The organism is Micromonospora sp. NPDC047740, assembly GCF_043204735.1.
Taxonomy (GTDB): Bacteria; Actinomycetota; Actinomycetes; order Mycobacteriales; family Micromonosporaceae; genus Micromonospora.
The window spans coordinates 262,472-285,542 of sequence record NZ_JBIDCT010000004.1 but is presented as its reverse complement, the minus strand read 5'-3'; the positions used below and the strand labels follow the sequence as shown (position 1 = coordinate 285,542).

Annotated in this window: 17 protein-coding genes and 1 pseudogene; 14 read left to right on the top strand and 4 right to left on the bottom strand. The window is 74.4% G+C overall.

The window, feature by feature from the left end:
• Nucleotides 1-14: 14 nt before the first annotated feature.
• On the bottom strand, nt 15-2,132 hold the full coding sequence (locus tag ACGF4F_RS10510) for a HelD family protein (protein WP_393076605.1): 2,118 nt from the start codon (nt 2,130-2,132) through the stop codon (nt 15-17).
• A 244-nt stretch (nt 2,133-2,376) separates the two neighbouring features.
• Nucleotides 2,377-3,276, bottom strand: a pseudogene (locus tag ACGF4F_RS10505) (alpha/beta fold hydrolase); the annotation flags it as partial.
• 150 nt (nt 3,277-3,426) lie between these two features.
• On the opposite strand from ACGF4F_RS10505, the gene ACGF4F_RS10500 reads away from it, so the two are divergent.
• Nucleotides 3,427-4,053, top strand: a complete 627-nt coding sequence (locus tag ACGF4F_RS10500) for a carbonic anhydrase (RefSeq protein ID WP_357434868.1) — start codon at nt 3,427-3,429, stop codon at nt 4,051-4,053.
• 114 nt (nt 4,054-4,167) lie between these two features.
• Here ACGF4F_RS10500 and ACGF4F_RS10495 read toward each other — a convergent pair whose 3' ends face one another.
• Nucleotides 4,168-4,497, bottom strand: coding sequence for a hypothetical protein (locus ACGF4F_RS10495; protein WP_357434869.1), 330 nt, complete (start codon nt 4,495-4,497; stop codon nt 4,168-4,170).
• Between the two features lie 324 nt (nt 4,498-4,821).
• Here ACGF4F_RS10495 and ACGF4F_RS10490 point away from each other — a divergent pair, with 324 nt between their 5' ends.
• The 4 genes from ACGF4F_RS10490 (at nt 4,822) to ACGF4F_RS10475 (ending at nt 10,429) form a co-directional block, all read left to right on the top strand.
• Nucleotides 4,822-5,313, top strand: a complete 492-nt coding sequence (locus ACGF4F_RS10490; RefSeq protein WP_357434870.1) for a DUF3145 domain-containing protein — start codon at nt 4,822-4,824, stop codon at nt 5,311-5,313.
• Between the two features lie 47 nt (nt 5,314-5,360).
• The gene (locus ACGF4F_RS10485) at nt 5,361-7,079 is read left to right on the top strand and encodes a glycoside hydrolase family 3 protein (RefSeq protein ID WP_393076600.1); all 1,719 of its coding nucleotides are present in this window, start codon (nt 5,361-5,363) and stop codon (nt 7,077-7,079) included.
• Nucleotides 7,080-7,166: 87 nt separating this feature from the next.
• Complete coding sequence (locus ACGF4F_RS10480; RefSeq protein ID WP_393076597.1) at nt 7,167-8,153, top strand: glycosyltransferase family 2 protein; 987 nt, start codon at nt 7,167-7,169, stop codon at nt 8,151-8,153.
• A complete protein-coding gene (locus ACGF4F_RS10475; protein WP_393076594.1) occupies nt 8,150-10,429 on the top strand; it encodes a hypothetical protein in 2,280 nt (759 codons plus the stop codon). Before ACGF4F_RS10480 ends, ACGF4F_RS10475 begins: the two co-directional genes overlap by 4 nt.
• A 42-nt stretch (nt 10,430-10,471) precedes the next feature.
• Here the strand turns inward: ACGF4F_RS10475 and ACGF4F_RS10470 are convergent, their stop codons facing one another.
• Nucleotides 10,472-13,162, bottom strand: coding sequence for a sugar-binding protein (locus ACGF4F_RS10470; RefSeq protein WP_393076591.1), 2,691 nt, complete (start codon nt 13,160-13,162; stop codon nt 10,472-10,474).
• A gap of 408 nt (nt 13,163-13,570) precedes the next feature.
• On the opposite strand from ACGF4F_RS10470, the gene ACGF4F_RS10465 reads away from it, so the two are divergent.
• From ACGF4F_RS10465 to ACGF4F_RS10425, 9 genes are all read left to right on the top strand, one after another.
• Complete coding sequence (locus tag ACGF4F_RS10465; RefSeq protein ID WP_387422741.1) at nt 13,571-14,734, top strand: ROK family protein; 1,164 nt, start codon at nt 13,571-13,573, stop codon at nt 14,732-14,734.
• A 51-nt stretch (nt 14,735-14,785) separates the two neighbouring features.
• Nucleotides 14,786-15,829 carry an extracellular solute-binding protein gene (locus ACGF4F_RS10460; protein WP_393076588.1) on the top strand — a complete coding sequence of 348 codons (1,044 nt, stop codon included), beginning with the start codon at nt 14,786-14,788 and terminating at the stop codon, nt 15,827-15,829.
• A 124-nt stretch (nt 15,830-15,953) separates the two neighbouring features.
• Nucleotides 15,954-17,027: an ABC transporter ATP-binding protein gene (locus ACGF4F_RS10455; RefSeq protein ID WP_393076585.1), complete on the top strand. Its 1,074-nt coding sequence runs from the start codon at nt 15,954-15,956 to the stop codon at nt 17,025-17,027.
• Nucleotides 17,028-17,082: 55 nt separating this feature from the next.
• Nucleotides 17,083-18,867, top strand: coding sequence for an ABC transporter permease (locus ACGF4F_RS10450; RefSeq protein WP_393076582.1), 1,785 nt, complete (start codon nt 17,083-17,085; stop codon nt 18,865-18,867).
• Nucleotides 18,855-19,685 carry a creatininase family protein gene (locus tag ACGF4F_RS10445; protein ID WP_393076579.1) on the top strand — a complete coding sequence of 277 codons (831 nt, stop codon included), beginning with the start codon at nt 18,855-18,857 and terminating at the stop codon, nt 19,683-19,685. Before ACGF4F_RS10450 ends, ACGF4F_RS10445 begins: the two co-directional genes overlap by 13 nt.
• On the top strand, nt 19,682-20,635 hold the full coding sequence (locus ACGF4F_RS10440) for an amidohydrolase family protein (RefSeq protein ID WP_393076576.1): 954 nt from the start codon (nt 19,682-19,684) through the stop codon (nt 20,633-20,635). Before ACGF4F_RS10445 ends, ACGF4F_RS10440 begins: the two co-directional genes overlap by 4 nt.
• Before the next feature lie 60 nt (nt 20,636-20,695).
• Nucleotides 20,696-21,415 (top strand): lyase family protein, encoded by a 720-nt coding sequence (locus ACGF4F_RS10435; protein ID WP_393076573.1) that lies wholly within the window; start codon nt 20,696-20,698, stop codon nt 21,413-21,415.
• Nucleotides 21,416-21,451: 36 nt separating this feature from the next.
• Nucleotides 21,452-22,153 carry a hypothetical protein gene (locus tag ACGF4F_RS10430; RefSeq protein WP_393076570.1) on the top strand — a complete coding sequence of 234 codons (702 nt, stop codon included), beginning with the start codon at nt 21,452-21,454 and terminating at the stop codon, nt 22,151-22,153.
• A complete protein-coding gene (locus tag ACGF4F_RS10425) occupies nt 22,150-23,058 on the top strand; it encodes an ROK family protein (protein ID WP_357434882.1) in 909 nt (302 codons plus the stop codon). The genes ACGF4F_RS10430 and ACGF4F_RS10425 overlap by 4 nt, the downstream gene beginning before the upstream one ends.
• The last annotated feature ends 13 nt before the right edge of the window (nt 23,059-23,071 follow it).

The following is a 23,071-nucleotide window of genomic DNA, read 5'->3' as shown; positions in this document are numbered from 1 at the left end:
CGCCGGAGCCGCCGTCAGCCCACCGGGTCGAGGGTGGTGAGGCGCTGGGTGGCCCGGGAGAGCGCCACGTAGAGCGTCCGGACGCCGGACCCCGGATCGGCCCGGATCTCGCTCGGGGCCACCAGCACCACGCCGTCGTACTCCATGCCCTTGGCCTGGAGACTGGTCACCACCTGCAGCCGGCCGCCGCCCAGCTCGCCCAGCCAGCCGGCGACCTCGTCCCGGCGCGGCACCGGCGTGATCACGCCAACCGTCCCCTCCACCTCGGCCAGCAGGGTGCGCGCCGCCGCCACGGTGGCCGGCGCCAGCTCGGCGGGGGGCACCGTCAGCTCGACCGGCTCGACGCTGGTGGAGCGGACCGCGGTGGGCAGCGGCAGGTCCGGGTAGAGCCGGCGGATCTCCGCCGCCGCCACCGCGAAGATCTCCGCCGAGTTGCGGTAGTTTGTGGTCAGCTCGTACCGGTACCGGCGGCGCCGCCCCAGCGCCTGGTCCCGGGCCCGGGTCAGTTCCTCAGGGTCGCCGGTCCAGGCGGTCTGCGCCGGGTCGCCCACCACGGTCCACGAGGCCAACCGGCCCCGCCGGCCGATCATCCGCCACTGCATCGGGGAGACGTCCTGCGCCTCGTCGACCACCACGTGGGCGTAGTCGCGGTAGTCCTCCGGGCGCTCGCGGGCCGCGGCCCGGGCCGCCCGCTGCCGGTCGGCGAACGTGCTCAACTCCCGGACGCCCCCGGCGAGCTGGAACGGGTCGCGCTTCGGCTTCGCCCGCTGCACCGGCTTGCCGAGCAGCGCGTCCAGCTCGTCCAGCAGGGCGATGTCGGCGATGGTCAGCCCGGCCCGGTCCAGCGTCCGGTACGCCTCGGTGAGCAGCCGGATCTCGGCCCCGGACAGGACACCGCCCGCGTACCGGCGCAGCCGCTCCGGGCGGGCCAGCCAGCCGAGCACGTGCCGGGGGTGCAGCCGGGGCCACCAGGCCTTCAGGAACTCGCGGAATTCCGGCCGGTCGATGATCTCGTCCTCGAACGCGGGCTGCTCCGGCAGCCGGCCGATCCGCAGCCGGCGGGCCTGCGCGTACAGGGCGGCGAGGACGCCGTCGAACCCGGCCCGGCGCACCTCGTTGCGGCGCGCGCCACGGGGCAGCGCCTTGTTCCGGATCGCGTCCAGCTGGTCCCTGGTCAGCCGGAGCAACTCGCCGCGGTAGAGCAGGCGCAGCTCGGTGGGGGAGTCCGGCACCGCGTCCCGGACCGCGCGCTCCAGCACCCGGCGCATCCGCAGCGACCCCTTCACCGCGGCCACCTCGGGCGGATCGGTACGGGTCGCCGACATGCCGGGGAAGAGCGAGCCGAGCGAGTGCAGGGTGGCGGTCTCCTCGCCGAGCGAGGGCAGCACCGAGGCGATGTACTCGACGAACACGCTGGACGGGCCGACCACCAGGATCCCGCCGCCGGCGTACCGGGTCCGGTCGGAGTAGAGCAGGTACGCGGCCCGGTGCAGCGCCACGGCCGTCTTCCCGGTGCCCGGGCCGCCGGAGACGATCGTGACGCCCGAGCCGGGGGAGCGGATCGCCTCGTCCTGCTCGCGCTGGATGGTGGCGACGATGTCCCGCATGCCCCGTCCGGTGGCCCGGGACAGGGTGGCCAGCAGCGCGCCGTCGCCGACCACCGCCAGGTCCGGCGGCGCCGACTCCGGGTCCAGCAGGTCGTCCTCGATCCGGGTGACCTGCTCCGCCGACGACTGGATGGTGCGCCGGCGGACCACGCCCATCGGCTCGGCCGGAGTGGCCTGGTAGAAGGCGGCGGCGGCCGGCGCCCGCCAGTCCACCACCAGCGTCTCGGCGTTCTGCCCGCGGATGCCCAGCCGTCCCACGTGCAGCACCTGCCCGGTGCGCAGGTCCAGCCGGCCGAAAACCAGCCCCTCGTGCTCGGCGTCCAGCACGTACCGGCGCTGGGCGGCGTGGAAGACCATCGCGTCCCGTTCCACCAGCGCGCCGAAGTTGCCGACCCGGGCCAGCCGGTAGCCCTCCCGCTCGGCGTCGGCGGCCGACCGGCGCAGCTCCGCCAGCCGGGCGTACACCCGGTCGAGATGCCGCTGCTCCACGGCGATCTCCCGTTCCAGGGTGGTCTGGTCGCTCACGGCGGGGGCTCCTGTGGTCACGCGGCGGGTACGGCTGGCCGAATGAGGGTACGGGCCGCCCTCCCGGCCGTTGTCGCGGCCATGCCGGTGCCCGGCACCCGCGCGTGCCGGTTGCCCGTTATCTGGGCGTTCCCACCACGGGTCAGGCCGCTTCCCGGGCGAGGCCGGCACCGCCGGGCGCGACCGGCTCAGCGACCGGCTCGGCGACCGGCTCGGCGACCGGCTCGGCGGCCGGCTCGGCGGCCGGCCGGGCCAGCGCCCGGTCGAGCACCGCCGCGAGGGCGGCGTTCACCTCGTCAGGCCGTTCCATCATCAGCATGTGCCCGGCGCCCGGGCACACCGTCAGCTCGGTGCTGGGCAGCGCGGCGGCGATCGACTCGGCGCAGGGCGGCGGGGTGAGCCGGTCCCGGTCCCCGACCAGCGCGGCGGCCGGCACCCGGCCGAGCGCGGCCAGGGTGTCCAGCCGGTGCTGGGCGCCGATCGAGGCGCGGAAGCCACCGATCGAGCGGAGCGAGGCGTGTGTCACCGCCGAGGTGACCAGCCGGATGTCGGCCGGGTCGCAGCGGTCGCCGAACAGCATCCAGCGGATGCTCGGGCGCAATGCGCGGAGGAGGGCGTGCGGCGGACGCCACGCGCCGCAGCGGGCGAGCATCCCGGCGCCGGTGGTCTCGGCGAGCCGGATCAAGCGGGCGATGCGGGGCGAGAGCCCGTAGCCGGTGTGGGTGTGCCCCTCGGCGGTGGTCGACACGAAGACCAGCCCGGCGGTCCGGGCGGCGAAGTGCGCGGGATGGCGGTGGGCGTACTCCATCACCGTCATCCCGCCCAGCGAGTGCCCGACCAGGACGACCTTGCCGTGCGGAACGACCTCGTCCAGCACCGCGGCCAGGTCGTCGCCGAGCTGGGCCAACGTGGCCGTACGCAGCGCCATGCAGCTCGACCGACCGTGCCCGCGGGCGTCGTAGGTGACCACCCGGACCCGGTCGCCGTACCGCGCCCGCAGCTCGGCCAACTGCCGGTGCCAGCTGCGCCCGTCCAGCGTCCAGCCGTGCAGCAGGACCGCGGTGACCTCGGCGTCGACCGGCCCGGTCGCCGTCACGTGCAGCCGTACGCCGTCGGACAGCCGTACTTCCAGGTGCTCCGGCATGTCCACCTCCCCCGGGCCGACCGATGTCCGCACACCGGCGTAACCCGGCGGTAACAACCGGCTACCCGCCATGACAGCACGCCAACCGTGTCGCGGAGAAGATTCCCGACCACCCCGCGCAGGGTCGGATCAGCGACCAGGCTGAAAGGCATGCTGTCGCCCAGCCCGACACCGGCCGCCGGAGCCGCCCGGACGCCGCGTACCGCCCTGGCCGAGCTGCTGGCCGGCAACCGTCGGTTCGTCAGCGGCCAGCCGGTGCACGGCCACGACGTCACCGCGGCCGCAGCCGTCGCCTCCGGCGACCAGCAGCCGTACGCGGTGGTGCTGGGCTGCATCGACTCGCGGGTGCCGCTGGAGGCGATCTTCGACCAGACGTTCGGCTCGATCTGCGTGATCCGCACCGGGGCGCACGTGCTGGACCGCGCGGTGCTCGGCTCCATCGAGTACGTGGTGGGGCAACTCGGCGTGCCCCTGGTGATGGTGCTCGGACACGAGCGGTGCGGGGCCGTCGGCTCGGCGGTGGAGGCGCTGCGCACCGGCGAGCGGCCGGGCGGCTCGCTGGCGTACGTGGTGGACCAGATCGCCCCGGCGGTCCAGGAGGTCGGCGCGGACGACCCGTCCGCCCACCCCGAGGCCGTCCGCCGGCACGTCCGGCGCACGGTGGCCGCGCTGCGCGCCGACGACCTGCTGGCCGGCCCGGTCGCGGCCGGGCGGGTCGCGGTGGTCGGCGCCCTCTACGACCTGGCCACCGGCGACGTCGCACTGCTGGCGGAGTAACGGCCTCGTCCGTCGGCGCCTCGGGCCGAGATCGCATCAGCCACCAGGATCCGGAAACCACGAACCGCCCGCCGGGTGACCCGGCGGGCGGTTCGTGGTGTCGCGGTGCGGGACTCAGCCCTCGAAGACACCGGCCTCGACGAGACGCTTCTCGGTCTTGTCCCAGCCGTGGTCCGGGTAGTCGGCCGCGAGGTTGTTGATCTCGGCGCGGACCTTGGCGGCGTGGCCGGCGGCGGCCAGCGTCCGGATCTCCTCGATGAAGGCCTCGGAGTCGGTGCGCAGGCGCTCGGTCTTGCCGTTGGTCAGGTTGCGCACGTAGGCGTGCTTGCCGCCGTTGAGCGGGATGAGGTACTTGAACTCGCCCAGCACGCTGAGGGCGCCACCCTGGCCAGCCTGGCCGGCCCGGACTGAGGCGCGCGCGGTCTTAGAGGTGTTGCTCGCCACGGAGGTACTCCTTGGAGACGTACGGGAGGGACTGAAACGTCCGGGGGCTGTTGCGGGTGACGCCCTGGTGAGCGTCGGCCCGCGAAGATGTGCGGCGGCACAGAACCGCCCAGAGAACTGTACACGACCTCGATGCCTGGCTGGTCATCGCGCCGTCAGGAGGCTCAACGGGGTCAGCCGCCCGGGTATTTCCGCCAATCCGGCGCGGCGAATTTTCCGATTCGCTGGCGCACCATCCGTCACACCGGTCATCATGTGTTACGGACACCACTCCGGTGGACGAGGTCGTAGGGGAAGACGCACCTCGCTCTCCGGGAGGTCACCGTGCCAACGCGTGGCGTCGTATACGTCCACTCGACCCCGCTCGCCGTGTGCTCGCACGTCGAGTGGGCGATCGCGCGCGTCCTCGCCGCGCCGGTCAACCTGCAGTGGACGGCCCAGCCCGTCGATCCCGGCGCCCGGCGCGCCGAGTGCGGGTGGACCGGTAGCCCGGGGACGGGCGCCGAGCTGGCTGCTGCCCTCCGGCAGTGGCCCATGATCCGTTTCGAGGTGACCGAGGAACCGAGCCCGGGCGTCGACGGCGAGCGCTTCATGTACGTCCCGGGGCGGGGATTGTTCCGGGCCACCGTCGGCGCGGCCGGTGACATCCAGCTCGGCGAGGACCGGCTGCGCAGCATCATGGCGTCCGCCCGGGCCCCGGAGGCGCTCGCGCACGCCCTCGACAAGGCGCTCGGCACCGCCTGGGACGCCGAACTGGAGCCGTACCGGTACGCCGGCGACGGCGCCCCGGTGACCCTGCTCACCCGGGTCGGCTGACAAAGGTCAAGTTGCCCCGGTACGGGGGGAACTGGTGGGATGGGCGGATGTCGACCACCCCTCGACGTGCCCTCGTCGCGCTCGCCGCACTGACCGCGCTGCTCGTCTCCGGCTGCGCGAACCAGCCGAGGGGCCCGCGGACCGCCGCGGCGGAGAGCCCGCCCCCGTCGACCGCGGCGCCGACCCCGTCCGCCGACGACCCGGCGGCCCGGGCGGCGGCGCTGGTCCGCACGTTGGCCGACGAGGACCTGGTCGGCCAGGTGCTGATGCCGTACGCGTACGGCAGCTCCGCCACCAAGGTCTCGCCCGGGTCGGCCGCCGGCAACCAGGCCCTGGCCGGGGTCGACACCCCGGCGGCGATGGTGGCGAAGTACCGGCTGGGCGGGGTGATCCTGGTCGGCTTCAGCGCCGACGACCCCACCTCCGGCAACCAGGCCACCACCAACGTCGACAACCCGAAGCAGGTCCGGGAGCTGACCACCGGGCTGCGGGCGGCCGCCGGGCAGCTCCCCGCCGGCCCGGCCCCCTTCCTGATCGGCACCGACCAGGAGTACGGCGTGGTCACCCGGATCACCGACGGGGTGACCCTGCTGCCCAGCCCGATGGCGGCCGGCGCAGCCGGGAAGCCGGCGCTGACCGAGGCCGCCTGGCGGGCCGCCGGCGCCGAGCTGGCCGCCATGGGGATCAACATGGACTTCGCCCCGGTCGCCGACGTGCTGGCCACCCGGAGCACCGTGATCGGCTCCCGCTCCTTCGGCGCGGACCCGCAGAACGCCGCCGACCAGGTGGCCGGCGCGGTCCGGGGGCTGCAGGCAGTCGGCGTGGCCGCCACCGTGAAGCACTTCCCGGGCCACGGCCTGAGCGCCGACGACTCGCACCAGGATCTCCCGGTCATCACCCAGTCCCGCGCCGAACTGGACCGCACCGCGTTCCCGCCGTTCCGCGCCGGGATCGACGCCGGCGCGTTGGCGGTGATGTCCGCTCACCTCGACGTGCAGGCGGTCGACCCGGGCACCCCCGCCACCTTCTCCCGCAAGCTCCTCACCGACGTGCTCCGCGGCCAGTTCCGCTTCCAGGGCGTGGTGGTCACGGACGGGATGAACATGGCGCCGGCCAAGCGGTGGTCGCCGGGGGAGGCTGCGGTCCGGGCGCTCAACGCCGGCAACGACCTCATCCTGATGACCCCAAACGTCGGCCAGGCGTACGACGGGCTGCTGGCCGCGCTGCGCGACGGCTCGCTGCCCCGGGCCCGCCTGGTCGAGGCGGTCACCCGGGTGCTGACCATGAAGTTCAAACTGGCCGACCGGCCGGCCCCGGACCTGTCGACGCTGGCCGGCGCCGAGCACCGCAAGGCCGCCACCGACCTGGCCGCCGCGGCGGTCACCCTGCTGCGCGGCCGGTGCGGCGCCCCGGTGGCCGGCCCGGTCACCGTCACCTCCTCCGCCGGACGGGAGCGCAGCCGCGCCGCGCTGACCCAGGCGCTCACCGCCGCCGGGGTCCGGGTGCTGCCGCGCGGCGGCACCGTGGTGCACCTCGTCGGGTACGGCGACAGCGCCGACGACCTGCGCGCGGACGCGGCGGTGACGGTGGCGATGGACACCCCGTACGTGCTGGCCGACGCGAAGTCGCCGACGCTGCTGGCGACCTACTCGTCCAGCCGGGCGTCGCTGACCGCCCTGGCCGGGGTGCTCGCCGGCAAGGCCCGCCCCACCGGCCGGTCCCCGGTGCCGGTGACCGGGCTGCCCGCCACCGCCTGCGGCACCTGACCTGCGTCGACGGCCCTGAACCGGCCGTTCGCGACCAGTCCGACTGGTAGCGTCGGGCCGTCCGCCGCCGCCAGGAACGGAGGGGCCGTGACCGCACCTGAGCCGGCGCTCTCCGTGGTGGTGCCGATGTTCAACGAGGCGGCCGTCCTGCCGCTGCTCGCCGCGCGGCTGCGCGGTGTGCTGGACGGGCTCGGCGAGGCGTACGAGGTGGTGGCGGTCGACGACGGCAGCACCGACGGCACCGCGGCGGGGTTGGCGGCGCTGCGGGCCGGCTGGCCCGAACTGCGGGTGCTGCGGCTGCGCCGCAACAGCGGTCACCAGGCGGCCTTGGTCGCGGGGCTGCTCCGCGCCCGGGGCGGTTACGTGGTCAGCATCGACGCGGACCTCCAGGACCCGCCCGAGGTGATCGTCGAGATGCTCCGCCGGGCCCGCGCCGACCGCCTGGACGTGGTCTACGGCGTCCGGGCCGACCGGAGCCGGGACTCCCGGTTCAAGCGGTGGACCGCGGCCGGCTACTACCGCCTGGTCCGGCACCTGGTCGGCGCGCAGATGCCCGCCCAGGCCGGGGACTTCCGGCTGCTCAGCCGGGCCGTGGTCGAGGCGCTGCGGGCGCTGCCGGAGCGCAGCCCGGTGCTCCGGCTGGTGGTGCCCTGGCTCGGCTTCGCCAGCGGCGAGGTCGCCTACGAGCGGCGGGAACGCGCCGCCGGGCGGAGCAAGTACCCGCTGTCCCGGATGGCCGGGCTGGCCGCGGAGAGCGTCACCAGCTTCTCCGCCGCCCCGCTGCGGGTGGCCACCTGGCTCGGGCTGGCCGGGGTCGCGCTCTGCGGCGTGCTGGTGGTGGTCGCGGTGCTGGCCTGGTTCGCCGGCGCGACGGTCACCGGCTGGCCCTCGCTCTACGTGGCGATCCTCTTCCTCGGTGCGGTGCAGCTGCTCTGCCTCGGGCTGCTCGGCGAGTACGTGGCCCGGATCTACACGGCGGTGCAGGGCCGGCCGGCGTACGCGGTGGCCAGCGACAGCGCCGACGGTGAGCCGGCCCGCCCGGACGCCGCCGAGCTGGCCGACAGCCTGCGGTGACCGCCCTCGCCAGCGGCGGTCTCGCTCCGTCGGCCGTGGCGCCGCGCCGCCGCCCGGCCGCCCTGCGCCACGCCCCGGCCGTGGCCGGGTACGCGTTCGTCGCCGCCGTGCTGCTGGTGGCCGGTACCCCCGTCGCCGTGCTCGCCCGCTGGACCGGGTACGCGTTGCTGGCCGTGCTGCTCCCCGGCACGCTGGTGTTCCGCGCGCTGCGTCGCCGGCCACACACCCTGATCGAGGACCTGGCCCTGGGCGCGGCCGTCGGGCTGGTGCTGGAGCTGGCCGCCTGGGCGGCGTTCACCGCCCTGGGCGTGCCCGGCTGGCTGCGGCTGTGGCCGCTCGCCGTGCTGCTGCCGTTCGCCGCCCTACCCCGGCTGCGCCAGCACTGGCGGGTGCGCTACGCCACCGTCGCGCCAGCCGGCTGGGCCTGGTCGCTGGCCGGGGTGGTCGCCGGCCTCACCCTCTACCTGTACTTCTCGTTCCTCGCCGTCAACCCGGTGCTGCCCCGCGACGAGGGCCAGGCCCAGTATCTCGACCTGGCATTCCAGCTCTCCCTCGCCGGGGCGGCCACCCACCAGATCCCGCCGGACCTGCCGCAGGCCGCCGGGGAACCGCTGCACTACCACTGGTTCGGCTTCGCCCACCTGGCCGCCACCAGCCTGGTCAGCGGCGTCGACCTGCCGACGGTCTTCTTCCGGCTCGGCGTACCCGCGCTCTGCGCGCTCGCCGCCGTGCTGGTCGCCGTCGTCGGCTGGCGGCTCACCGGCCGCCCGTACGCCGGGGTGGTGGCCGCCGCGCTGATGTTCACCGTCGGGGAGTTCGGCTTCGAGAACGGCTGGCGGCAGCTCTTCGGCACCCAGGCCACCTTCGTCGTCTGGGGCAGCCCGTCGATGACGTACAGCTGGGTGCTGCTGCTGCCGCTGATCGCCGCGCTCGGCGAACTGGTCGGCCGGGCCCGCGGGGTGCGCGTACCGGCGCTGGGCCGGGGCGCCTGGGCGCTGGTGGTGCTCTTCCTGGCCGCGTCGACCGGCGCGAAGGCCAGCTCGCTGCCCGTGGTGCTGGCCGCACTCGCGGTAACCGCCGCGCTGGGGCTGCTGGTCCGCCGCCGGTTGCCCCGGGCCGTGCTGGTCGCCGCCGGGCTGACCCTGGCCGCGCAGCTCTTCGCCACCGCCGTGCTGTTCGCCTTCGAGAGCCACGGGGTGACCCTCGACCCGCTCTCCGGGCTGCGCCCGTACGTGCCGACCGGACGTCCGGCGGCGGTCACCGTGCTGGTGTGGGCGGCGGTGGCGGTGGCGTTCCTGCTCAACCTCCAGCTCCGGCTGGCCGGCCTGCTGGCCCTGCTGCGGCACCGCCGGTGGCGGCTGGAGCCGGTGCAGGTGTTCCTGCTCGGCGGCGCGCTCGCCGGGCCGGCGATCTATCTGGCCGTCGGCCACCCGGGCAGCAGCAACCAGTACTTCACCCGCACCGGGTTCGCCTTCGGGGTGCTGCTGTCCGCGTGGGGCTGGGTCGAGGTGGCCGACCGGGCCGCGCTATCCGCCCGGGGCCGGCGGCTGCTCGGCGCCGGGGCGGCCGGGTTCGCGGTGCTGCTCACCGCGGTTCAGCTCGGCTCGGCGATCAGCACGCCCGCCAGCCCGGCGTACGCCCCGGTGCTGCCGCTGCTCTGGTGGGCCGGCGCGCTGGCCGTGGCGGCGCTGGTGGTGGCCCTGTACTGGCCGGCGCTGCGCGGACGCTGGCCGGGGCTGGCCGGCCGGGGCGGGCTGCTGCTGCTCACCGCCGTGCTGGTCGCCGGGGCGCCGGGCCTGGTGCTGGACGCCGCGGTGACCCGGACGTACCCGAACGGCGGGGCGTATCCGGTGGTGGCGATGCCCGCCTCGCGGGTCGAGGCGGCCCGCTGGGTCCACGCGCACAGCGACCCGGCCGACGTGCTCGCCACCAACGCGCACTGCCGGGCCGTGGTGGAGGGCTGGTGCGACGCCCGCTCGTTCTGGCTCAGCGGCTACGCGGAGCGCTCGGTGCTGGTGGAGGGGTGGGCGTTCGCGCCCCGGATGGTCGGCCGGCCGCAGGGCCCGTACGCGCCGTTCTGGGACGCGGCCCGGCAACGCGCCAACGACGCGGCCTTCACCGCGCCCACCGCCGCCGGCCTGGCCGCCCTGCGTGACCGGTACGGCGTCCGCTGGCTGGTGGTCGACCGGGAGGTCGCCCCGGAGGCACCCGACCTGCGGCGCCTCGCCGACCCGCGGTTCGCGAACTCCCGGGTGGCGGTCTACCGCCTGCGGTGAACGGACGGGCCCCTTGTCGAACAAGGGGCCCGTCCGGTCGGTTCAGCCCAGCGGGACCGCCTGGGCGAGCGCCGCGCCGTCCGCCTCGAACGCGGCCAGCAGCGACGTCGGCGTACCGGCGGCCACCGGTACCACCACGGTCACCGGCGAGCCGGCGGTCAGGGCCACGGTGCGGTCGCCGGTGGACCGGTCACCGTCCCAGCCGTACAGGTAGGCGGTGCCGGCCCGGTCGGCCCGCAGGGTGACCGAGACGCCGTCGGCGACCGCGCGGGCGTCGGTGAGCCGCAGGGCGCCCACCGGCAGCCGCGGTACGGCCGCCGGCGCGATCCCGTCCGTCGCCGCCTGCGCGATGGTCTGCGGGCTGTGCACGCTGCGCGCGGCGGTGTCCGGGAACACCGGGGCGCTGGGCTGGCGGGCCGGCGGGGTGTACCCGGGCAGGGTGACCAGACCGTACCGGTACGGGTCGGCCCGTACGCCGGTGAAGGTGGACCAGCCCAGCCGCGACTGGGAGGTCAGGTCCTGGGTGTCCGAGTCGTAGACCAGCACGTTGAAGCCCATCCGGGCCGGGTCGACGGCGTCCGGCAGCACGGCAAACGGGATGCTCGCCTCGATGGTGTAGCCGGCGTACGGCGCGCTGACCTTGCTGACCACGGTCATCCCCGGCGCGGTCGTCGCGCCCGGCCCCTGCCGGTTGTCGGCGTCCCGCTGCCAGCACGGTGGGTCGCCGTTGGCCGGGTCGTCGGTGACCGGGAAGATGCCGACCTTGAACGCGGTGGAGGTGTCCGCCGAGTTCCCCTTCGGGTCGATGATGATCTCCACGCTGTCGGTACGACGCTGCCGCTTGCAGTCCTGCGGCACCACCTTGCGGCCCAGCACGTCGTCGGTGACCTGCACGAAGACCTTCAGGGCGTCCTCGGTCCAGGCGATCCGGCCGGTCGCCGAGGCGTCCCGCGCCGTGGTGGACTCGCCCTCCCAGATCCGGGAGAGGTCCAGCTCCGGGCCGGGGTACTCGCCGGGGGCGGCCACCCCGTCCACCGCGAGCCCGGCCCCGGCGTGCGGCACCTCGCTGGTCGGGACGATCTCCAGGGCGCCGGTCTCGACCGTGCTGCCGGCGGCGCTGGTGGTGGTGATGGTGATCCCGTAGTCACCGTCGGTGCCGCCGTCGTTGGCCGTGGGCAGGGTGGCGTCGGTGTTGGTGACGGTGAAGGTCACCGCGCCGGTCGCGCCGGGGGCCAGTTCGGGGTAGCTCCTGGTGGCCGCGTCGGCGCTGAAGCCCGCCGGCAGGCCGAGCGTGACCTGGCCGCGCTGGGCGACCTGGCCGTGGTTGCGCAGATCCACCCGGACCGACCGGCTCTGCCCCGAGCCGATGGTGAGCACCGGCTTGATCAGCGTGTCCAGCTGCGGGTAGCCGCTGTCGCCGGCCCAGTCCCGGAAGATCCCCACCTCGGGCAGCGGCTCCAGGGTGCCGCGCACGTCGGCGACCACCCGCACCGCCCGGTCGGTACGCCCGACGCCCTGCCCGGTGGTCAGGGTCGCGCCGAGCAGCCGCTGCTGGTTGGTGTCGGCGGCAGCCGGCACGGTGACGGTGAAGGTGGCGGTCTGCTCCTGGCCCGCCGGCACCGCGCCGCGCAGCGTGCCGGATCCGGTGGCGGTCCAGCCCTCGGGCAGCCGGAGGGCGACCCGGGGCTGGGTCAGCGCCCGGTCGCGGGGGGCCCGGACGTGCGCGGTCACCTCGACGGTCTGGCCCGGGGCGAGGTCGAACCGGTCCGTGGTCAGGTAGAGCTCGGTGCCCTGGGGCAGCCCGCCGGGCGCGGCCGGCAGCACCGAGCCGCGCAGGATCGCCTCGGCGGAGGTGTCCGCCGGGTCGTACGGGACCCGGCTGTCGACCAGGGTGTAGAAGTCACAGCGGATCTTGGCCGGATCGGTCGGGGCGGCGGCGGTACCGGCCCAGCCCTGGGTGACGTAGTCGCGGCGGGCGTCCACCTCGATCTCGGCCCAGGTCTTCCCGGTGCGGCTCGGGGTGCCCTCCCAGACGCCGAAGACCTGGTCGGTCGGCACCGTCGGGACGAAGCTCGACGCGCATGCCGGACCGGCGGACGAGCTGCCGGTGCCGCCGGTACGCAGGAACTTCGCCGCCCGGAACGGCTTCAGGCCCTCCTTGGTGAGCTGCTCGGGGAAGGCCTTTGGGTCGGCGGCGGCGTGGAACGCCTCCGCGGCGAACCGGGCGGCCTGCTGGTGGTTGCCGTGGTTGCCCGGGGTGGGTGACGGGTTCATCGTCAGCACGATCTCGGGCCGGGTCTGCCGGATCACCCGCACGATCTGCGCGAGGGTGTCGTCGTGCCCCCAGATCCGCTCGGAGAGCGGAGCCGAGGCGGTGTACCAGAAGTCGACCCGGTCCAGGTTGTACAGGTTCTCCACCCCGGCGCGGCCGATCGCGGTGCGCTCCTCGCGCTCGCGGATGATGCCGAGCGGCGGGCCCTCCTCGAGGCCGACCGCGTTGCCGCCGCCCTCGCCGCGGGTGATGGTCACGACGCCGGCCTTCGCGCCGTACCGCTCCTTCCACTGGCCCAGGGTCGCGAGGCTGCCCGCCTCGTCGTCGGGGTGGGCGCTGACGAAGAGCACGTCGAGGTCGACGGCGGGTGGGGCGGGCGTGGGCGCGGCGAGGGCCACGCCCGGGACCCCGGAGAGGGCCAGGGCGAGCGCCGTGGGTAGCAGGAACGTCTTGCGTCGCATGCGGATCCTTCCGACTGGGCCGAGGTCCGGGCAGCCGCCAGCGACGTCGGACGCGGGCCGGCGTCGACGTGGTGGTCGCTTTCGGACGGTGGGCGGTGGGCGGCGGGACGGTGGGTGCCGACGGGCACCCCGGGCCGCCGGGTACGCAGCGGTACGGGACTCCGTACACACTGGAAGGCCTTCGCTCGGTGACGCTAGGGACCGGCGCGGCGGCTCGTCAATGCTGTGCAAGATCTTTCTTAATTTGCGGAAGAAAGTAATTCGCCGCCATGGACGCTCTGGATCTTGCTCCACTCCGGGAAGTGTCGGCCGGTTCGTCGACATTTCCGCTGCTCGTCACGGTCGCGTCGGACGGCCGAGACCCATTCGTTACTTGACTCAATAATTCGTTCGCCGTAGGAAGGAAGTGTGACTGACGTGGTGACGCCACCGACGAGCCCGGTGAGCCGGGAGCGGTCGAAGGAGATCAAGCGGCTCTCCGTGATCTCCGCCGCCCGCCAGGTGCGGGTGCTCTCCCGCGCCGAGCTGACCGAGCTCACCGGATTGAGCCCGGCCACGCTCACCCCGCTGGTCCGCGACCTGATCGCCGAGGGCTATCTGATCGAGCGCGGACCGGGCGCGTCCCGGGCCGGCCGGCCGCGGGCCATGCTGGAGTTCAACCCCCGCGCCGAGCTGGTCGCCGCCGTCTCGCTGGAGCCGTCCCGGATCAGCTGCGAGATCGCCGACAGCGACGGCGGCGTGGTGGCGCACCGGACCGTGCGGCTCATCGGCGACATCGTCGACCTGATCTGCACGGCGGTGCCCGACCTGGCCGGCGACGGCCTGCCCGCGCTGCGCGGGGTCGCCATCGCCGCTCCCGGCGTCTCCTCCGGCGGTGCGGTCCGGCTCGCTCCCTCGGTCGGCCTGGTGGAGGGGCGGCCGATAGGGGAGTCGGTGCGGCAGCGGCTCGGGGTGCCGGTGGTGGTCGACAACGACGTGAACCTGATGGCCGCCGGCGAGCACGCGGCCGGTGCCGGCACGGACGTGGCCGACCTGCTCCTGCTGCACGTCGCCGACGGCATCGGGGCCGGCCTGGTGCTGGACGGCCAGGTCCGCCGCGGCTCCGGCGGGGCGGCCGGCGAGGTGGGCTTCCTGCCCCTCGACCCGGCCGACCGTGGGCACGACGGGATCGGCCCGTTCGAGGCCCGCTGGTCGGAGAGCGCCATCGCCGAGAAGGTGGTGTCCCTGGCCCCGGGCCGCCGGCCCGAGTCGCCGGTACGGGCCCTGGTGGACCTGGCCGCCGCCGACGACCTGGCCGCCGCGTACCTGGACGAGGTGCTGGCCGCCTGGTCCCGCCTCATCGTCTCCTGCGCCTGCGTCGTCGACCCCGGCCGGGTCCTGCTCAGCGGGGCCGCCGCCGAGCTGGACGACGCCGCGGTCGACCGGCTCCAGGCCCTGGTGTCGGCCGCCGCACCCAGCCAGACCGAGGTCCGCCGGGCGGTCCTCGGCGACCGGGCCGTGCTGCACGGCGCGGTCAGCTACGCCCTCTCCGCCGCCGCCGCGGGCCTGTCCACCCTGCTACCCGCACCCTAGACCTTTCCCTTCAGAACAACGTAGTTCCCCCACATCCCTCGGAGGTACCCCATGAGACGCCGACTTCTTCTCGCCGGAGCGCTCGCCGCCGTCCTCGCCGCCGGCACCGCCTGCGGTGGCGGCTCGACCGACAAGGCCGCCGGCGAAACCGAGAAGCTGACGATCTACACGGCCCGCGACAAGAAGGTCGCCACCTTCGTCGTCGACAAGTTCACCGCCAAGTACCCCGAGTACAAGGGCAAGGTCGAGGTCCTCAACCTCGGCGCGCAGGAGATCCTGGAGCGGGTCCGGGCCGAGAAGGCCAACCCGCAGGCCGACGTCTGGTGGGGCGGCACCCAGCAGGGGCTGGCCGCCGGGGCCACCGAGGGCCTGCTCAACCCCTGGCAGCCGTCGTTCGCCGGCAAGATGGACGCCAAGTACAAGGACCCCGAGGGCCGCTGGTTCGGCGAGATCCTGCTGCCCGAGGTCATCATGTACAACAACAAGGCCCTCACCCCGGAGCAGGCCCCGAAGGACTGGGACGACCTGCTGAAGCCGGAGTGGACGGACAAGATCATCATCCGGGACGTGGCCGCCTCCGGCACGATGCGGTCGATCTACGCCTCGATGATCCAGCGGCAGTCGCCGGACGGCAGCAACCCGCAGCCGGGCTACGATTGGCTGAAGAAGCTCGACGCCAACACCGGCGCGTACGCGGCCAACCCGACCGACCTCTACCTGAAGATGTCCCGCCAGCAGGGCGTCCTCAGCGCCTGGAACCTGCAGGACATCCTGCTCCAGGCCAACCAGTCCAACATGCCCTTCGGGTACGTGATGCCGGCCTCCGGCGCCCCGGTCCTGGTCGACGGCCTGGCCGCGGTCAAGGGCGGCAACACCACCGGCGCGCAGAAGTTCATCGAGTTCCTCTTCGACGACTCGCTCCGCGCCGACCTGGCCAAGGACTACTTCCAGATTCCGGCCGTGGACATCGCCGAGAAGCCGGAGTGGCTGAACCAGCTCAACCTCAAGCCGCTGGACGTCGACTGGGACGTGATCGGCAAGAACGAGACCGAGTGGATCAACCACTGGAACAGCCAGATCAAGAACAAGGGCTGATCACCGGGGTGCCGGGTGCGACCTCGCGCCCGGCACCCCGCCCCCGTCACGCACGCCGCCAGACCGGGTCTGGCCGCACCCCACCACCGGTCAGACCCGGTAACCGGACGCAAGGAGAGACATCATGATCGATGTCACGCTGGAGTCGGTGAGCAAGCGATTCGCGCGCGCCGGCGACACTGCGGCCGTCGACGACGTCGACATCAGGATCGCCGCGGGTGAGTTCTTCACCCTGCTGGGCCCGAGCGGCTGCGGCAAGACCACCACCTTGCGCATGGTGGCCGGCTTCTACTTCCCCACCTCGGGCCGGATCCGCTTCGGCGAGGAGGACGTCACCCACCGGCCGCCGAACAAGCGCGACACCGGCATGGTCTTCCAGAACTACGCGCTCTTCCCGCACATGACCGTGGCGCAGAACGTCGCGTACGGCCTGAAGATCCGCAAGGTCGGCCGGGCCGAGTCGAGGCGGCGGGTCGAGGAGGCGCTGGGCCAGGTGCACCTCGCCGGCTACGGCGACCGGCGGATCGACCAGCTCTCCGGCGGCCAGCAGCAGCGGGTCGCGCTGGCCCGCGCCCTGGTGATCCGCCCCCGCACTCTGCTGCTCGACGAGCCGCTGTCCAACCTCGACGCCAAGCTGCGCGAGGAGACCCGGGTGGAGATCCGCCGGATCCAGCGGGAGGCCGGCACCACCTCCATCTATGTGACCCACGACCAGGCCGAGGCGATGGCGATGTCCGACCGGATCGCCGTCATGGAGTCCGGCCGGGTCCAGCAGATCGGTGCGCCGCAGGAGATCTACCACCGGCCGGCGAACGCGTTCGTGGCCCGGTTCATCGGCCGCAGCAACGTGCTCAGCCTGCCGGTGGCCACCGCCGGCGCGCAGACCGTCACCGTCGCGCTGCCCGGCGGCGACCAGGTGACCGTGGCCGCGCCGGCCGAGCACGGCCTGCGCGAGAACGCCACCGCGCTGGTCTCCGTCCGGCCCGAGCACATCGGGCTCGCCTCGGCCACCGAGGTCGGCGCGCTGTCCGGCCGGGTGACCGAGCTGGAGTTCACCGGCATGTCCACCAACCTCCTGGTCGACGTGGCCGGCGAGCCGGTGCAGGTCACCGCCATCGACGTACCCGCCGGCCTGGCGGTCGGCGACCAGGTCGGGCTGCGGCTGCCCCGGGAGCGGATGTGGGTGGTGCGACCGTGAGCGCGAGGAGTGAGCCGGTCCTGCGAGCCCCGCAGTCGCGAACTGAGGTGACGCCGTGAGCACCATCCCCGCCACTCCCGGCGCGGCCACCGTCCCGCCGGTCACCAAGGAGCCGACGCCGCCGCGGGCCCGCCGGTCCCGGCGGTTCGCCGGCGGCGCCAACTCACCCTGGTTCCCGTACGTCCTGGTCTTCCCGCTGGCGCTGATCCTCTTCGGGTACGTGGTCCAGCCGATGTTCGCCACCTTCGCGGAGAGCGTCGGGGTGGACGGCCTGGCGAACTACACCATCTTCCTCACCGGCGACGGGGTGGCCCGCTCCTCGCTGGTCACCTCGCTGGTGATCTCGGCGGCCAGCGTGGTGCTCTGCGGCATCGTCGGCGTGGCGATGGCGTTCCTGCTCAAGCGCTTCTCGTTCCCGGGGCGCCGGCTGATCGAGGCGATCATCCTGGTGCCGGCCGCGCTGCCGCCGCTGATCGGGGCGATCTCGTTCCAGCTGCTCTACAGCGAGACCGGCATCCTGCCGCGGGGCCTGCAGCACCTGTTCGGCACCGAGAGCCCGGTGCTGCCGTTCACCGGCATCGCCGGCGTGCTGGTGGTGCACACGTTCACCATGTACCCGTTCTTCTACCTGGCCACCTCGGCCGCGCTGGTCGGGATGGACCCGTCGGTGGAGGAGGCCGCGTACAACCTGGGTGCCGGCCGGCTCCGGGTCTGGCGCACCGTGCTGCTGCCGATGCTCACCCCGGCGCTGGTCTCCGCCTCGCTGCTGGTCTTCATGACCTCGCTGGCGTCGTACACCGCTCCGCTGCTGTTCGGGGTGGACCAGACGATGACCATGCAGATCTACATCAACCGCACCAACGGCGACCTGCCGATGGCCTCCACGTACGCCTCGGTGCTCGGCGTGGTGTCGGTGCTGTTCCTGCTCGGCATGCGCTGGTACGAGGGGCGGCGCAGCTATCGCTCCCAGTCCAAGGGCGTCGCCGCGCACCGCCGTGAGCTCACCAACCCGTTCGGTCGGTGGCTGGCCCTGCTCGCCTCGCTGCTCGGCACCCTGGTGCTGCTCGCCCCGGTGGGCACGATCGCGCTGGTGGCGTTCTCGCAGGACGGCTCGTGGACGACCGAGGTGATCCCCTCGGCGTACACGATGCAGAACTTCGTCACGATCTTCACGGACGCCGGGGCGTACCGGCCGATCGTCAACTCGCTGCAGATGAGCCTGATCGCCACGGTCGCCTGCGTGGTGGTCGGCGTGCTCATCGCGTACGCGGTGCGCCGGCTGGACTTCCGCGGCCGCGGCCTGCTCGACGTGGCGGTCATGCTGGCCTGGGCGCTGCCCGGCACGGTGGTGGCGATCAACCTGATCTCGGCGTTCAGCACCGGCAACGCGTTCAGCTTCGGCCAGGTCCTCATCGGAACCTTCTGGATCATGCCGCTGGCGTACTTCGTGCGGTTCCTGCCGCTGGTGTTCCGTTCCAGCTCGGCGACGCTGGCCCAGCTCGACCCGTCGCTGGAGGAGGCCGCCCGCAACCTCGGTGCGTCCTGGTGGCGGGCGTTCGGCACGGTCACCCTGCGGCTGATGCTGCCGGGCGTGCTGGCCGGCGCGCTGCTCGCCTTCGTGCACGGGGTCGGCGAGTTCGTCGCCTCGGTGCTCATCTACACCTCCGAGACCGCGCCGATCTCCGTCGAGATCAACAACCGGATGTACTCGTTCGAGGTGGGCACCGCCGCCGCGTACGGCATGCTCCAGGTCGTGCTGATCTTCGTGGTGATGGTGGTCTCCGGCCGGCTGGAGAGCGGCGCGAAGGCCAGCCGGGAGGCGACGCAGTGGACGGCGTGACGGACCGCTGGCCGGCGGGCGGCGGACTGCTTCCCGCCGCCCGGGTCCCCGGCGGGGAACTCGCCGCGGTCGCCGCGGCGGCGGACTTCGCGGTGCTCCCGGTCGGCGCGGTCGAGTGGCACGGTCCGCACCTGCCGCTCGGCACCGACCTGATCCTCGCCGAGGGCTTCGCCGGCGAGTCCGCCCGCGACGAGCCGGGGCCACGCGGCGTGCTCTTCCCGGCCGTCGCCTACGCCGCCTGCCCGGGGCAGACCCGGCCCTGGCCGGGGACGGTGGCGATCCGGCCGGAGATCGCGGTCGGCTACCTCGCCGACGTGATCGAGGGCATCGTCGCCGCCGGCTTCCCCCGGCTGCTGGTGGTCAACGGCCACGACGCGAACATGTCCACGGTCCGGGCCGCCATGGAATGGGTCTCCGGCCGGCGGACCGCCAGCCTGCTGCTGGTCAACTGGTTCCAGCTGGTCAACCCCGGGGAGACCACGGAGATCTACGGCGCGCCGCCGGCCCGGGGGCACGGCGGGGCGTACGAGACCTCCGGGGTGCTCGGCTTCGACCCCGGCGCGGTACGCCTCGACGCCGCCACCGACCTGCCGCCGCGGCCGAAACTGCCGGTGCCCCACCCGTACGTGCTCGTGGAGTCCCGCCCCGAGCCCTGGCAGGGCTGGTCCGGGCACGTCTCACTGGCCAGCGAGGAGGCCGGCCGGCAGGTCCGCGCGCTGGCCGGGGAGCGACTGCGGGAGGTCGTCGCCGCCTGGGTGGCCGCCCCACCGCCGGCGCCGCCCACCGCCGACCCACTGCCGACCGAGGGGACGTCATGACCGTCGATCGAGGACTGGACGTCGTCGACTTCCACCTGCACTTCCGGATCGGCGCGGACGAGACGATCCACGCCTGCGAGCAGACGGCCGGCATGCACCCCGGCGGGGAGCACGAGCGGGCGGTCCGGGCCGCCGGCTCCGCGCCGTACGCCCGGCAGTGGCGGCAGGCGTGGGGCTTCCCCGACCCGGAGCCGCCCGCCGAGCGCTGGCAGGACGAGGCCGACCGCTGGGCCGACGAACTGCGCACGGTCAACATCCGCAAGGCCGTCTTCGTGACCGGCGGCGGCAACGACACCCTCGCCGACGTGGTCGACCGCCACCCGGACCTGCTGCTCGGCTTCGCCCACCACGACCCGTACGGCCCGGACGCCGCGCGGGAACTGGAACGCGCGGCGACCGAGCGCGGCCTGCGCGGGCTGAAGCTGTTCGCCCCGCTGCTGCGCGGCCCGCTCGACCACGAGGACCTGGACCCGCTCTGGAGCACCGCCCAGCGACTCGGCGTGCCCGTCCTGATCCACATCGGGCACTACGGCAGCGCCGGCGGCCTCAGCTTCGGCCGGTACGGCGGCCCGGACGAGCTGGCCCGGATGGCCCGGCGCTTCCCGGAACTGGCCGTGGTGGTGCCGCACTTCGGCGTCCAGCACGTGCAGGAGCTCCTCTTCGCCGCCTGGGGCTGCCCCAACATCCACGTCGACACGTCCGGCTCCAACCAGTGGGTGCGGTGGATGCCGTACAAGCTGACCCTGGAGGACCTGTTCCGCCGCTGCTACGAGACGATCGGCCCGCACCGGATCGTCTTCGGCAGCGACTCGTCCTGGTTCCCGCGCGGCTACGTCACCCGCTACCTCGACGACCAGCTCCGGGTCTGCCGGGAGCTGGGCCTGCCCGACGACCACCTACGCGCGATCTTCGCCGGCAACGCCGAACGGCTGCTCGGCCTGACCGACTGACCGGCCGAACCCGCACCGGGGCGCGGCCCACCGCCCGCCCGCGGACTGGAAGGAACCGTCATGAGCACATCCCCGCTGACCACCTACCAGCGGCACCACCTGGCGCCCACCTACGACCACCACGTGGGCCACCTGTATCCCGCGATGGTCCGGGCCAGCCAGGCGCACGTGGTGATGCTGACCGAGCAGGGGCTGATCCCCGCCGAGCGGGGTGCCCGGCTGCTGCGCGGGCTGGCCGTCCTGCGCGCCGACACCACCCCGACGCCGGCGTACGACGGCAGCTTCGAGGACACCTACTACCTGCTGGAGAAGCGGCTCGCCGAGGCGTGCGGCATCCCCACCGCCGAGCTCGACGTGCAGCTGGCCCGGAGCCGGAACGACCTGGACGCCGGGGTGTTCCGGATGCTGCTGCGGGACCAGCTCCTCGGGGTGCTGGACCGGGTGCTGGCCACCGGCCGGACCGCCCTGGACCGCGCCGACCGGTACGCGGACGTGGTCATCACCGGCTACACCCATCGCCGGCCGGCCCAGCCCACCACCATCGGCCACGCGCTCGCCGGGTACGCCGAGGCGCTCGCCGGCGAGGCGGCCGCCTACGCCGACGTGATCGACCAGCTCAACGTCTCGCCGCTGGGCTCCTGCGCGTTCGCCGGCACCGACCTGGACATCGCCCCGGCCCGGGTGGCGGAGCTGCTCGGGTTCGCCGGCCTGGTGACCAACTCGTACGAGGCCGTCGCCGGCGCCGACCACCTGGTCCGGGTCGGCACCCTCAACGCGTAGGCGCTGGCCACCGGGGCCCGGCTGGCCCGCACCCTGATGGACTGGCTGAGCTGGCAGTGGGTCACCACGCCGGGCGACTTCACCCAGGGCAGCAGCATCATGCCGCAGAAGCGCAACCCGGTGGTGCTGGAGCACCTGGTCTCGTACGCCGGCGCGGCCGCGGCGGACGCCGCCTCGGTGCTGAACAACGTCGGCGCCGCCTGGTGGGAGGACTCCAACAACGCCACCACCGACGTGCAGGTCCGGCTCTGGGAGAGCAACGACCGGGCGGAGCGCTTCTTCGCCCTGGTCGGCGGCTTCCTGGCCGAGGTGGAGCCGCTGTCGCCGCCGAGCCGGGAGGAGATCGTCGCCTCCGGCGCCACCACCACCGCCGCGGCCGATGCGCTGACCCGGCACGGGGTGCCGTTCCGGGCCGCCCACTCGGTGGTCGGCCGGCTGGTCCGGGCCGGTGGCCCGGACACCTGGACCGCTGAGGGCGTCCGGGCCGCCGCCGAGGGGCTGACCGGCCCGCTCGACGACGCCGCGGTCGCCGACCTGATCGCCGCCGCCGTCCGTCCCGACCTGGTGCTGAACCGGGCCCAGGTGGACGGGCCGGGCGCCGCCGCGGTCCGCGCCCAGGTGGGTACGCTGCGCGTCGCGTTCGAGGGGGTCGCTGACCGCCTGGCGGCGGTGCGCGACCGGCTCCGCCGGGCGGACGACGCGCTGGACGCCGTCGCCGCCGAGCTGGTGGCCCGGTGAGCGTGGGGCTGGCGGGGTCCACCCGGACCGGCGGGCTGCTGCTCGGCATCGACTTCGGTGGCACCAAGATGGCCGTCGGGGTGGCCGACGCCGAGGGGCAACTGCTGGCCCACCGCCGGGTTCCCACGCACGCCGAGCAGGGCGCGCCGCAGGCGCTGGAGCGCGCCCTGCACCTCGCCGCGGAGCTGGTCGCCGAGGTCGGTGGGCCGCTCGTCGCGGCCGGGGTGGCCTCGCCCGGCGTGGTCCGTCCGGACGGCATCGACCTGGCCCCCAACGTGCCCGGGTGGGAGCGGCTGCGGCTGGCCGACGCGGTCCGGGACGCGCTCGGCGTGGCCCGGGTGGCGGTGGACAACGACCTGAACGCCGCCGCCCTGGCCGAGCTGCGGCTGGGCGCGCTGCGGGACGCCGACCCCGGCCTGGTGGTGGGCATCGGCACCGGCGTGGCGGCCGCCGTGACGGTCGGGGGGACCGTCCTGGCCGGACACCGCGGGGCGGCCGGCGAGATCGGGTACGCCGTGGCCGGCGGCCCCTGGCCGGGCACCATGCTGGAGCTGGACTTCTCCGGCCGGGCGCTGGACCGGCTCGCCGAGGACCTCGGCGTGCCGGGCGGGGCGGCCGGGCTCGCCGACGCGGCGGAGCGGCCCGGGGCGGCGCGCGACGCGCTGACCGCCCGGGTCGACGAGGTGGCCCGGCACCTGGTCACCTGCTGCCTGCTGCTCGACCCGCAACGGGTGGTGCTGGTGGGCGGGGTGGCCCGCAGCGCGCTGATCCGCGGGCTGCTGGTCGACCGGCTCAACGAGGTGCTGCCGCACCGGCCCGACGTGGTGCTCTCCCGGTTCGCCGACGACGCCGCGCTGCTCGGCGCGCTCACCCTGGCCCGCGAGGCGGTGCCCGCGCCCCGCTGACCCGGTGCTCCGG